Here is a 14,526-nt window from a genome sequence, read left to right as displayed (position 1 = left end):
TCAGTCAGGATTTTCCGAATTCGTTGTTGATGATGTCGAAGAGGTCCTCGGCGGACGCCGATTCGATGGCTGTTTCCTCGTCCTGCGGGGCCTGCGCGGCCCGTTCCGTCCTGTTCCAGTTCGCCAGGAGCGCTTCGAGGCGTGCCGTCACGCGGCCGCGTTCGGCGGCATCGTCCTCGGGGACCGACGAGAGGAGGAACTCCAGCTTGTCGATCTCGGCGAGGGCCGGGAGCGCGGGCGCCGCGTCCTCGCCGAGGAGTTCCGCCCGGACGTGTGCGGCGAGGGCGGCGGGCGTGGGGTGGTCGAAGACGAGGCTGGCGGGCAGGCGCAGTCCCGTGGCGGAGCCGAGGCGGGTGCGGAGTTCGACGGCGGTGAGGGAGTCGAAGCCCAGCTCCTTGAAGGCACGGCCCGCTTCCACGGTGGTGGTCCCGTCGTGTCCGAGGACCGCGGCGACGTGCGTACGGACCAGGCCGAGCAGGGTCCGTTCGGCCTCGTCGGCGCTCATCCCCCGCAGTTCGGCCGCCAGCCGGTCCGCCGCGCCGGCGGTGTCGTCGCCTCCGTCGCCGCCTCGCTGTTCCGCGGCCGACAGGCGGCGTACCTCGGGGAGGTCCGCGATCAGCGGGCGCGGGCGGGCGGCGGTGAAGGCCGGTACGAACAGGTCCCAGTCGACGGCGGCGACCGTCACGGTCGTGTCGTCCGCGTCCAGCGCCTGCTGGAGCGCGGTGACCGACAGCTCGGGTGCCATCACGGGCAGGCCGCGGCGGCGCAGTTGGGCGGCCGCCTCGTCGTCGGCGACGAGACCGCCTCCGCCCCACGGCCCCCAGGCGACGGAGGTCGCCGTCAGGCCGTGGTCGCGGCGCCGCCGGGCCAGCGCGTCGAGGTGGGCGTTGGCCGCGGCGTAGGCGGCCTGGCCGCCGCTGCCCCAGACCCCGGCGATCGACGAGAAGAGGACGAAGGCGTCCAGTTCCGTGTCGCCGAGCAGCTCGTCGAGGTGCTCGGCGCCCGCGACCTTGGCAGCGAGGACGGCGGCGACGTCGTCCGGGCCGGTCTCGGCGAGCGGCGCGAACTGGCCGGCGCCCGCCGTGTGGAAGACGGCGGTCAGAGCCGGAACGGAGGGGTCGTCGCGAAGTCCGGCGAGGAGCCGGCCGACGGACTGCCGGTCGGTCACGTCGCAGGCGACGGCCGTGGCCCGCGTTCCGAGCGCGGCGAGCTCCGCGACCAGGGCCTCCGCGCCGGGCGCCAGCGGCCCGCGCCGGCCGGCCAGCAGCAGGTGCTCGGCGCCGTTCGCGGCGAGCCAGCGGGCCACGTGCGCGCCGAGCGCACCCGTACCGCCGGTGACCAGGACGGTGCCGCGGGGCCGCCAGGGAGCACGCTCCGCCGCCGCGCCGCTTCCGGCGGTGGCGGCCGGGGCGGCGGCATGCCCGATCCGGCGGACGAGGATTCCCGCGGAACGCACCGCGATCTGGTCCTCGTAGCCGTGCCCGGTTCCGTGCCCGGTTCCGTCTTCGGTTCCGCCGAGTGCGGCGAGCAGTTGGTCGAGCGCGCGCCCGTCCACGGTGGCGGGCAGGTCGACGAGACCGCCCCAGCGCTCGGGGTGCTCCAGGGCCACCACCCGTCCGAGTCCCCAGACCTGCGCCTGCGCGGCACTCCGGATCCGGTCGCCGGGCCCGGTCGCCACGGCTCCGGCGGTCACGCACCACAGCGGCGCGTCGACGTCGGCGTCACCGAGGGTCTGTACGAGGGTCCCGGTGAGCAGCAGCCCGGCCGGGGCGGCCGGATGCGCCGGGTGCGGAGCCTCGGCGAGCGCCAGCAGCGACAGCACGCCGTCGGCGCGGTCCCCGCCGAGCGCCGTACGCAGCCGGTCGGCCAGGTCGGCCCGGTCGGTCGTGGCCGCGTCCAGGACGATCTCCCGTACGTCCACGCCCTGCGCCCGGAGCGCGTCCGCGATCCCGGGGATGCCGGGGACGTCGAGGTCGGCGCTCGCGGCGGTGACCAGGAGCCAGGTCCCGGAGGGACGGGTGGCGGCGGCCGGGCCGGCCGGCTGCTTCCAGGTGACCTCGTAGCGCCAGCCGTCGACGACCGACCGGTCCGCGCGCTGCCGCCGCCAGGCGGACAGCGCCGGCAGCAGGGCGCTCAGCGGCTGGTCGGCGTCGATCTCCAGGGTGGCGGTGAGGGCGGCGAGGTCCGCGTTGTCGACGGCGTCCCAGAACGGGGCGTCCACCGCGTCGGCGTGCCCGGCGACCGACTGTGTCGCGTCCGCGGCCGGACGGGGCGCCTCCTCCAGCCAGTAGCGCTTGCGCTGGAAGGCGTACGTCGGCAGGTCGACGCGCCGTGCGCCGGTACCGGCGAAGTACGCGGCCCAGTCGACGCCGACGCCCTGCGTGTGCGCCCTGCCGAGCGCGGCGATCAGCGCCTCGGCCTCGGGACGGCCCTTGCGGAGCAGGGGCACGAAAGCGGCACCTTCGCCGGTGACGCAGTCCTGCGCGAGCGCGGACAGAACCCCGTCGGGGCCGAGTTCCACGTACGTCGTCACCCCGGCGGCCTCCAGGGCCCGGATCCCGTCAAGGAAGCGGACCGCTTCGCGGACGTGGCGGACCCAGAAGTCCGCCGAGCCCATCTCGTCGGAGACGAGCGCACCGGTCAGGTTCGACACGACCGGAATGCGCGGGGCCTCGTAGGCGAGCCCCTCGGCCACCTTCCGGAAGTCGGCCAGCATCCCGTCCATGTGCGGGGAATGGAACGCGTGACTGACCGTCAGCCGCTTGGTCTTGCGGCCCTGCACCTCGAAGAACTCCGCGACCGTCAGTGCGGCGTCCTCGTCACCCGCGACGACCACCGATCGCGGGCCGTTGACGGCGGCGATGCTCACCCGGTCGGTCAGCAGCGGCAGGACCTCGTCTTCCGACGCCTCCACCGCGACCATCACCCCACCGGACGGCAGCGCCTGCATCAGCCGACCGCGGGCCGCCACCAGCGTGCAGGCGTCGTCCAGGGACAGCACTCCGGCGACGTGTGCGGCGGCGATCTCACCGATGGAATGCCCGGACAGGAAGTCCGGCGTCACGCCCCATGACTCGACCAGGCGGAACAGGGCCACCTCGATGGCGAACAGGGCCGGCTGAGTGTAGGCCGTCTCGTTCAGTGAATCCACGTCGGATCCGAACAGCACGTCCCTCAGCGGCAGTTCGAGTAGGCCATCCATCCGGGCGCAGATCGCGTCCAGCGCGTCCGTGAACGCCGGGTGGGTGTCGTACAGTTCGCGGCCCATTCCGAGACGCTGGCTGCCCTGCCCGGTGAACAGGAAGGCCAGCCCGCCGACGGACGCCCTGCCCTGCGCCACCCCCGGAACCTGCTGACCGGCGGCCAGGGCTTCCAGGGCGGCCAGGAACTCGTCCCGTTCGCCCGCGACGACCACGGCCCGGTGTTCGAGGGCCGACCTCGACGTCGCCAAAGAGTAGGCGACGTCGACGGGTTCGAGCGCCACGTCGGCGGCGAGCCTGGCCGTCAGGCGTTCGGCCTGGACCCGCAGAGCCGCCTCGTTCTTCGCGGACAGCACCCACGGCACCACACCACCGCGCCGCTCCGGTACCACGTCTGCGACGTCCGGTGCCTGCTCGATGATCGTGTGGGCGTTGGTACCACTGAAACCGAACGAGGAGATGCCCGCCCGGCGCGGACGGCCGGTCTCCGGCCAGGCACGCTGCTCGGTCAGCAGGGCGATCTCCCCCGCCGACCAGTCCACGTGCGGGGTCGGCTCATCCACGTGAAGCGTCTGCGGAAGCACCCCCTCCCGCATCGCCATCACCATCTTGATCACGCCGGCCACACCGGCCGCGGCCTGGGTGTGACCGATGTTCGACTTGACGGACCCGAGGAACAGCGGCTGGTCGGCCGGCCGGTCCTGGCCGTACGTGGCCAACAGTGCCTGCGCCTCGATCGGGTCGCCCAGGGTCGTGCCCGTGCCGTGGGCCTCGACCGCGTCGACCTCGGCGGCCGACAGTCCGGCACTGGCGAGAGCGGCCCGGATGACGCGCTGCTGCGAGGGCCCGTTGGGGGCGGTGAGCCCGTTGCTCGCACCGTCCTGGTTGATCGCCGAACCCCGGATGACGGCGAGGACCGGGTGTCCGTTGCGGCGGGCGTCCGACAGCCGCTCCACGAGCAGCATGCCGACACCCTCGCCCCAGCCGGTGCCGTCCGCGCCGGCCGCGAAGGCCTTGATGCGGCCGTCCTCCGCCAGACCCCGCTGGCGGCTGAAGTCGATGAACGCCCCGGGCGACGACATGACGGTCACGCCGCCGGCGAGGGCCATGGAGCACTCCCCGTTGCGCAGCGCCTGGACGGCCCAGTGCAGCGCGACCAGGGACGCGGAGCAGGCCGTGTCGACGGTGACGGCCGGACCTTCCAGTCCGAACGCGTAGGAGAGGCGCCCGGACACGACGCTCGCCGCGTTCCCCGTACCGAGGAACCCCTCGATGCCGTCCGGAACGGCCTGGAGCATGGCTCCGTAGTCCTGGCCGTTGGTGCCGATGAAGACGCCGGCCTGACTGCCGCGCACGGTGGCGGGATCGATGCCCGCCCGCTCGAACGCCTCCCAGGTGGTCTCCAGCAACAGCCGCTGCTGCGGATCCATCGCCAGGGCCTCGCGCGGCGAGATCCCGAAGAAGTCGGCGTCGAAGTCCGCCACGTCGTAGAGGAAACCGCCCTCGCGGGCGTAGAAGGTGCCCTGCTGATCAGGGTCAGGGTTGTACAGGCGGTCCAAGTCCCAGCCGCGGTCTACGGGGAATTCACCGATGGCGTCCCCGCCGGTGGCCAGCAGGTGCCAGAGGTCCTCCGGGGTCCGTACCCCGCCGGGGAAGCGGCAGCTCATCGCGACGATCGCGATCGGGTCACCGTCGACCGCCGTCGTCACCGGGCCCGTGACCTCAGCCCGCGTGCCGAGCAGTTCATCACGCAGATACGCGGTAAGGGCGGAGGCCGTCGGATAGTCGAAGATCAACGTGGCCGGCAGGGTCACGCCCGTGGCCGCACCCAGCCGGTTGCGCAGCTCCACCGCGGTCAGCGAGTCGAACCCCAGCTCCTTGAACGCACGCTCCGCACCCACCGCCTCCGAACCCTCGTGCCCCAGGACCGCCGCAACGTGCACACGCACCAGAGCGAGCAGCTCCCGCTCCAGCTCCGCCGCACCAAGACCGGCCAGCCGCCCCACCGGCGACCCGGCAACCTCAACACCAGCAGCCGGAACAACCGTCCCGGACTCGACCAGCTCAGCGAAGAGAACACTGGGACGCACCACCGTGAAGGCCGGCCCGAAACGCCCCCAGTCCACGTCCGCGACCAGCACCACCGCATCGGTAGCCGAAGCCACACTCTGCCGCAGAACAGCCATCGCCGTATCGGGAGCCATCGGCGGCAGCCCCTCACGCCGCATCCGCGCGTCCATCGCCTCATCAGCGGCCATACCACCCTCGGCCCACGGACCCCACGCGAGCGAGGTCGCAGCCAGCCCGACGGCACGCCGCTGCTCAGCCAGAGCATCCAGATAGGCGTTCGCGGCAGCGTAGTTGGCCTGACCTGCCGCACCGACCATGCCACTCATCGACGAGAACAGCACGAACGCGGAGAGCTCGATACCCAGCTCGACAGTCAGCTCGTGCAGGTTCAGGGCGGACGTCGCCTTCGCCAGCAACACGCTCTCGAACCGCTCCGGCGTCAACGCGTCGAGGACGCCGTCGTCCAGCACACCAGCCGTGTGCACGACCGCCGTGAGCCCGGCGGCCTCGGCCGCGAGCAGCATCCGCAGGGCATCACGGTCGGCGGCGTCACAGGCGACCACCGACACCTCCACCCCGAGCTCCGACAGCTCCGCGACCAGCTCGGCAGCACCGGGAGCCTCCGGGCCCCGGCGGCTGGTCAGCACCAGCCGCTCGGCCCCAGCCCCGGCCAGCCAACGCGCGACCCGACCACCCAGCGCACCCGTACCACCGGTCACCAGCACCGTCCCCGACGGCGCCCAAGAGCCCGAGCCACCCCCGGCAGCCCGGACCAGACGACGCCCGAACACACCGGAGGAACGAACAGCGATCTGATCCTCACCGGAACCGCCGGCCAGGACCCCGACCAGACGGCCCATGGCCCGCTCGTCCCACACCTCGGGCAGGTCCACCAGACCACCCCACCGGCCGGGAGCCTCCAGAGCCGCAACCCGACCCAGGCCCCAGACCTGAGCCTGCACCGCAGACACCAGACGGTCGGACCGGCCCACGCTCACCGCGCCACGGGTCAGGCACCATAGCGGCGCCTGTACCCCGGCATCGCCAACCGCCTGCACCAGTGCCACTGTCAGGTCGACCGCAGCGGCCTCGTCCAGTGCGAGAAGGGACACGACCCCCTCGACGGGGCCGGCTTCCGTCACCAGCTCAGTCAGCGCGGCACGATCCGTACCCGGCTCGACCACCGTCCTCCGAACCTCGGCGCCACGCGCGGCCAGCGCGTCCACGACCGCCGCGTCATCCACACCCGCGGCAGACACGACCATCCACGCCCCGGACAGCCGTACACCGGACGCGACCGCATCCGACAGCGGCTTCCACGACACCTGGTAGCGCCAGGCATCGACCTCGGACCGGGTCCGCAGACCACGGCGCCAGGCCGACAGAGCGGGCAGGGCCGGCAGGACCGTGCCCCAGGCGTTCTCGTCGTCCATGTCCAGGGTGGCGGCTAGCGACTCCAGGTCCTCGCGCTCCACCGCGTCCCAGAAGCGGGAGTCCACCTCGTCGGCGGCGCCGCTCCGCGTCGTACCCGCCATCTGGAGCCAGTAGCGCTGCCGCTGGAAGGCGTACGTTGGCAGCTCCACCCGCCCGGCGCCCGAACCGGCGAAGAGCCCCTGCCAGTTCACCTCCACACCTCGCACGTGTGCCAGGGCCACAGCGGTGACAGCCGTCTCCGCTTCACCGCGACCGGCCCGCAGCACCGGCACGAAGGCGGCGTCCTGCTCGATGCAGTCCTGTGCGAGCGCGGACAGCACGCCGTCCGGCCCGAGTTCGAGGAACGTCCTCACTCCGGCTGCCTCCAGGGCCCGCACACCGTCAAGGAAGCGGACAGCTTCGCGGACGTGGCGGACCCAGAAGTCCGCAGAGCCCATCTCGTCGGAGACGAGCGCACCGGTCAGGTTCGACACGACCGGAATACGCGGGGCCGCGAAGGACAGCCCCTCGGCCACCTGACGGAAGTCGTCCAGCATCCCGTCCATGTGAGGCGAATGGAACGCGTGGCTCACGGTCAGCCGCTTGCTCTTGCGGTCCGCGAACGCTTCCGCGACCGCAGTCACCGCGTCCTCGTCACCGGCGATCACCACCGACGTCGGCCCGTTGATCGCGGCGATGCTCACCCGGTTGGTCAGCAACGGCAGGACCTCGTCCTCCGACGCCTGCACGGCGACCATCACCCCGCCCACCGGCAGCGCCTGCATCAGCCGGCCGCGCGCCGCCACCAGCGTGCACGCGTCCTCCAGCGTGAGCACACCCGCGACGTGCGCGGCCGTGATCTCACCGATGGAGTGCCCCGACAGGAAGTCCGGCTTCACACCCCATGACTCGACCAGCCGGAACAGCGCCACCTCCACCGCGAACAACGCCGGCTGCGCGTACTCCGTCCGATTCAGCAGCTCGGCATCGTCTCCGAACAGCACGTCCTTCAGCGGCAGTTCCAGCCGCTCGCACACCGCGTCCAGAGCCTGCGCGAACACCGGGTAGGCGGCACACAGTTCACGCCCCATCCCCAGCCGCTGACTCCCCTGCCCCGTGAACAGGAAAGCCGTCTTCCCACCGACCGGCGAACCCTTGGTCAGCGTGGTCGTCGTCCCGCCGTCCGCCAGCGCGGCCAGGCCCGCCAGCAGACCCTCACGGTCCGCGGCCACCACGGCCGCACGCTCCTCGAACGTCGAACGTCCGGTCGCCAAGGACCACGCGACGTCGACCGCCCGCAGGTCCGGCGCCGACAGCACAGCCGACCGGAGCTCACGCGCCTGCGCCCGAAGGGCGTCTTCACCCTTCGCCGAAAGCACCCAGGGCACCACCGGCAACTGCGCGGCCGGCGCCTGCTCAGCGCTCACATCCACGGCCGGCGGCTGCTCGATGATCGTGTGCGCGTTCGTCCCGCTGATACCGAAGGACGAGACACCCGCCCGTCGCGGACGTCCGGTCTCCGGCCAGTCCACCGCCTCCGTCAGCAGGCGGACGTCACCGGCCTCCCAGTCGATCTGGGCCGACGGCTCATCCACGTGCAGGGTCTGCGGCAGCACTCCGTGCCGCATCGCCATGACCATCTTGATGATCCCGGCGACACCGGCCGCGGCCTGCGTGTGCCCGATGTTCGACTTGATCGACCCCAGCAGCAGCGGACGGCCCTCCGGCCGCTCCTGCCCGTACGTCGCCAGCAGCGCCTGCGCTTCGATCGGGTCCCCGAGCCGGGTGCCCGTACCGTGCGCCTCCACCGCGTCCACGTCCAGCGGGGAAAGTCCCGCCCCGGCCAGGGCCTCTCGGATGACCCGCTGCTGCGACGGGCCGTTCGGAGCGGTGAGTCCATTGCTGGCACCGTCCTGGTTGACCGACGAGCCGCGGACCACGGCCAGGATCGGGTGGCCGTTCCGTATCGCGTCCGACTGCCGCTCCACGAGCAGCATGCCCGCGCCCTCGGCCCAGCCCGTGCCGTCGGCAGCCGCGGCGAAGGACTTGCAGCGGCCGTCCGCAGAAAGGCCCCGCTGACGGCTGAAGTCGATGAAGGTGCCCGGCGTGGCCATCACCGTGACACCGCCGGCCAGTGCCATGTCGCACTCGCCGCCCCGCAGTGCCTGGATCGCCCAGTGCAGGGCGACCAGCGACGACGAGCAGGCCGTGTCGACGGTGACCGCCGGGCCCTCCAGGCCGAAGGCGTACGAGACGCGGCCCGAGGCGATGCTGCCGGAGGTACCGGTGCCGAGGTATCCCTCGACGCCCTCGGGCAGTTCGTCCCCACCTCCGGTTCCGTCTCCGATACCGGTCGCGTAGTCGTGGTACATGACGCCGGCGAAGACGCCGGTCCGGCTGCCGCGCAGGGTGGTCGGGTCGATCCCGGCCCGCTCGAACGCCTCCCACGAGGTCTCCAGCAACAGCCGCTGCTGCGGGTCCATCGCCAGGGCCTCACGCGGCGAGATCCCGAAGAACGCCGCATCGAACTCGGCCGCCTCGTGCAGGAAACCGCCCTCACGGGTGTACGTCGTGCCCGTGTGGTCGGGGTCGGGGTGGTACAGCTCCTCGACGTTCCAGCCCCGGTCTGCGGGGAAGCCGGTGATGCCGTCGCCGCCCGTGGCGACGAGCTGCCACAGGTCCTCGGGCGTCCGCACCCCACCGGGGTACCGGCAGCCCATGCCCACGATCACGATCGGGTCGTCGGCGACGGCGGTGCCGATGCCGGTGGCAGAGCGGACGGGCGTCCGCAGGCCGCGTACCGCCTCCTCCTGGCCGACGGTCACCGCCAGCTCGCTGAGCAGGTGCCCGGCGAGCGCCGCCGGTGTCGGATAGTCGAAGACGAGGGTCGGGGGGAGCCTGAGGCCGGTCTCCGCCTTGAGTGCGTTCCGCAGTTCCACTGCGGTGAGGGAGTCGAAGCCGAGGTCCTTGAAGGCGCGGTCTGCGTCGACGGCCTCCGCACCCGTGTGGCCGAGGACCGCCGCGACGCGTTCGGCCACCAAGTCCAGCAGTACGCCCTCGCGCTCCGCCGTAGGCAGGGCGAGCAGGCGGGCGGTCAGGGGGGATCCCGTGTCCGTGCCGCCGCCGCTCCGCTCGACGGTCCGGCGTGCCGGTACCCGTACGAGGGCACGCAGCAGTGGCGGCGTCGCACCGGCGGAAGCGGCCTGCGTGCGCAGGACCGCGAGATCCAGGTGCATCGGCAGGAGCACCGCCGAGTCCACTGTCATGGCGGTGTCGAAGAGCGAGAGTCCCTCTTCGACGGCCAGTGCGCCGACACCTTCCCGGGCGATGCGCCGCAGGTCGGCCTCGTCGAGGCGCGCCGCCATGCCGCCGTCGCCGCTGGCGCCTGCCTGGGGGGCCCACAGGCCCCAGGCCAGGGAGGTGGCAGCCAGTCCCTCAGCCCGGCGGCGTTCGGCCAGAGCCTCCAGGAACGCGTTCGCCGCAGCATAGTTGGCCTGCCCGGCCGCACCGAACGCGGCCGCCGCACCCGAGAACAGCACGAAAGCCGACAGGTCCAGCTCCCGCGTCAGCTCATGCAGGTTCCACGCCGCATCCACCTTCGGCCGCAACACCGCCGCCACCCGCTCCGGGGTGAGGGAAGCCAGCACACCATCGTCCAAGACCCCCGCCGTGTGCACCACGGCCGTCAACGGATACTCAGCCGCAATCCCCGCCAGCAGCTCCGCCAACGCCCCCCGGTCCGCAAGGTCACAAGCCACAAGCTCCGCATGAGCACCCAGCCCACGCAGCTCCGCAACCAGCTCCGCAGCCCCGTCCGCCGCCGGACCCCGACGACTCGTCAGCAGCAGACGCTCCACACCGTAGACGGACACCAGATGACGGGCGAACAACCGGCCCAGACCACCCGTCGCACCCGTGACGAGCACCGTCCCGGACGCGTCCCCGCGCACAGCCGTCGCCCGCTCCGAGTTGCTGTCCGACGAAGCCACACGCACCAGACGCGGAACGGTGACCACACCACCCCGGATCGCCAACTCCGGCTCCCCGGACGCCAACGCCGCAGGAACCGCCGCGAGCGACGCCTCCTCACCGTCCAGGTCGAGCATGAACAACTGCCCCGGGTTCTCCGACTGCGCCGAACGCAACAGCCCGCGAACCGCACTCCCCGCAAGATCCCCGACACCAGCACCGGCCTCGACGGCCACCGCACCAGAGGTCACCCACACCAACCGGGTTCCGGCGAACCGCTCATCAGCCAGCCACTCCTGCACCACCGCAAGCGCACCGTTCACCGCCGCATGCACGGAACCCACCACGTCACCGGCATCAACGCCAGCCGACGGCACGACGAACACCGCATCCGGCACCGGCTCACCCGCCGCCAACGCCACACCGAGCGCGACCGCATCCGGGTACTCCGCGACCTCGGCACCCGTGGCACGCAAACCGATCTCGTCGCGGCCCAGGACCGCCCACCGCAGGCCGTCGGCAGCAAGGCCCGCACCGACCACACCGGGCGTCCACTCCACGCGGAAGAGCGACTCCACATGACCGCCACCCGCCGCGTGCACCTGATCGGCGGAAGCCGGACGGAGCATCAACGACTCCACGGCCGCCACCGGACGCCCCGCCTCATCCGCGACCAACAGCGCGAAGCCGTGCGAGCTTTCGGCGGAGTTCGGGGTCAGGCGCATGCGAATCGACGACGCACCCGACGCGTACAGCGAGACGCCGGCCCAAGAGAAGGGAAGCAGCGGACCGGAAGAGGCTCGTCCCGCGTCGTCGCCGTGGCCGATGGCGTGGAGGCCCGCGTCGAGCAGGGCCGGGTGCAGACCGAACCGCGCCGCGTCCCGGCGACCGTCGTCCGGCAGCGCGACCTCGGTGAACAGTTCCGTGTCACGACGCCAGGCCGCCTTCAGCCCCTGGAACAGCGGCCCGTAGGCCATCCCGTCCCCGGCCAGCTCCCCGTACAGCTCTGTGATGTCGACCGGTACGGCGCCGGCCGGCGGCCACGCCGCCAGTTCGCCGAACTCCAGCTCCGCCTCCGGCCGGGCCCCGACCGCCAGCACACCGGACCCGTGACGCGTCCACAGCTCCTCGACCCCGCCGTCCTGACGACGCGAGTACACACTGAACGGCCGACGCCCGGACTCCGAAACCGCCTCCACCACCAGCTGGAGCTGCACACCGCCCCGCTCCGGCAGCACCAGCGGCGCCTCCAGCGTCAGCTCCTCCACCACATCGCAACCGACCTGGTCACCAGCACGCACCGCCAGATCCACAAAGGCCGTACCCGGCAGCAGCACACTGCCATGGATCATGTGATCCACCAGCCAGGGGTGAGTATCGAGCGACAGCCGGCCGGCAAGGAGCACACCCTCGGAATCGGCGAGCGCGACCGCCGCACCCAGCAGCGGATGACCCGCGTCACCGAGCCCGATCGCCTCCGGATCCCCCGTGGCGAACGCGGCCGCGCCGGGCCAGTACCGCTGCCGCTGGAACGCGTACGTCGGCAAATCGACACGACGTGCACCCGAACCGGCGAAGAACGCCACCCAGTCGACGGTGACCCCATGGAGATGAGCCTGCGCCAGCGCCGCAACGGCGGCGTCCGTCTCCGGGCGACCCTTGCGGAGCAGCGGAACGAAGGCGGCGTCGTGCTCGACGCAGTCCTGAGCGAGCGCCGACAGCACGCCGTCCGGGCCGAGTTCGACGTACGTCGTCACGCCGGCGGCCTCAAGGGCGCGCACACCGTCGAGGAATCGCACGGCCTCGCGGACGTGCCGGACCCAAAACTCCGCCGAACCCATCTCATCGGAGACGAAGGAACCAGTCAGGTTCGACACGACGGGAACGCTCGCGGTGCCGAAGGTCAATCCCTCCACGACCTGGCGGAAGTCTTCCAACATGCCGTCCATGTGCGGCGAATGGAACGCGTGACTGACCGCCAGCCGCTTCGTCTTGCGGTCCGCGAACGCTTCGACGACCGCGGCCACCGCGTCCTCGTCACCCGCGACCACCACCGACCGCGGTCCGTTGACCGCCGCGATGCTCACCCGGCCGGTCAGCAACGGCAGGACCTCGTCCTCCGAAGCCTCCACCGCAACCATCACCCCACCGGACGGCAACGCCTGCATCAGCCGACCACGCGCCGCCACCAACGTGCACGCGTCCTCCAGCGACAACACCCCGGCCACATGCGCGGCCGCGATCTCACCGATGGAGTGCCCCGACAGGAAGTCCGGGCGTACACCCCACGACGTCACCAGACGGAACAGCGCCACCTCGACTGCGAACAACGCCGGCTGCGCGTACTCCGTCCGATCCAGAGAGTCAGGTTCGCCGTCGAACAGCACGTCCATCAGGGGTAGTTCGAGGAGTGCGTCCATCCGGGCGCAGATCGCGTCCAGCGCGTCCGCGAACACCGGGTAGGCGTCGTACAGTTCTCGGCCCATCCCGATGCGCTGACTGCCCTGACCGGTGAACAGGAAGGCCAATGCACCGTCGGAAGCCGTGCCGTGCGACAGCCCTGCCGCTCGCTCACCGGCGGCCAGGGCTTCCAGGGCGGCCAGGAACTCGTGCCGTTCGCCCGCGACGACCACGGCCCGGTGTTCGAGGGTCGACCTCGACGTGGCCAACGAGTAGGCGACGTCGGCGGGTTCGAGCGCCTTGTCGGCGTCGAGCCTGGCCGTCAGGCGTGCGGCCTGTACCCGCAGGGCAGTCTCGTTCTTCGCGGACAGCACCCACGGGACGACGACACCGCCGCGCCGCTCCGGAGCCACGTCTGCGACGTCCGGTGCCTGCTCGATGATCGTGTGGGCGTTGGTACCACTGAAACCGAACGAGGAGATGCCCGCCCGGCGGGGACGGCCGGTCTCCGGCCAGGCACGCTGCTCGGTCAGCAGAGCGATCTCCCCCGCCGACCAGTCGACATGCGGGGTCGGCTCGTCCACGTGAAGCGTCTGCGGGAGCAGACCCTCTCGCATCGCCATGACCATCTTGATGATCCCGGCTACACCGGCCGCGGCCTGGGTGTGTCCGATGTTCGACTTGACCGAACCCAGCAGCAGCGGCTGGTCCGCGGAACGCTCCTGCCCGTACGTCGCCAGCAGCGCCTGGACCTCGATCGGGTCCCCTAGCCGGGTACCCGTACCATGCGCCTCGACCGCGTCCACGTCCTTCGGGGACAGTCCCGCGCTGGCCAGGGCCTGGCGGATGACCCGCTGCTGCGACGGACCGTTCGGAGCCGTCAGGCCGTTGCTCGCACCGTCCTGGTTGATCGCAGAACCCCGCACCACCGCCAGCACCGGATGCCCGTTGCGACGCGCGTCGGACAGCCGCTGCACGAGCAGCATGCCGACACCCTCGCCCCAGCCGGTGCCGTCGGCGCCGGCCGCGAAGGCCTTGATGCGGCCGTCCTCCGCCAGACCCCGCTGACGGCTGAAGTCGATGAACGCCCCGGGCGACGACATGACGGTCACGCCACCGGCGAGCGCCATGGAGCACTCGCCCTGCCGCAGCGCCTGAACGGCCAGGTGCAGGGCGACCAGCGAGGACGAGCAGGCGGTGTCGACGGTGACCGCCGGGCCCTCCAGGCCGAGGACGTAGCTGACGCGACCGGAAACGACGCTCGCCGCGTTGCCCGTGCCGACGAATCCCTCGATGCCGTCGGGAGCGGCAAGCGCGAGGTTGAGGTAGTCCTGGCCGTTGGTGCCGGTGAAGACGCCGACCCGCTCGCCGCGCACGGTGGCGGGATCGATACCGGCCCGCTCGAACGCCTCCCAGGTGGTCTCCAGCAACAGCCGCTGCTGCGGATCCATCGCCAGGGCCTCGCGAGGGGCGA

At 72.0% G+C, this 14,526-nt stretch carries 1 protein-coding gene (only partly in view); it reads right to left on the bottom strand.

Translation table 11 applies throughout. From position 1 onward, the window contains the following. Positions 1-4: 4 nt before the first annotated feature. Positions 5-14,526, bottom strand: the final stretch of a protein-coding gene (locus tag AC07B0_RS07455) for a type I polyketide synthase (protein ID WP_478897210.1). The gene runs 19,801 nt beyond the window's last position; the window shows 14,522 of its 34,323 coding nt (coding positions 19,802-34,323); the start codon falls outside the window, past its right edge; the stop codon is at positions 5-7.

It is taken from the genome of Streptomyces sp. NPDC044704 (genome assembly GCF_056433525.1).
Note: the sequence above shows the minus strand (reverse complement) of the source record. Positions and strands in the feature narration are given on the sequence as shown.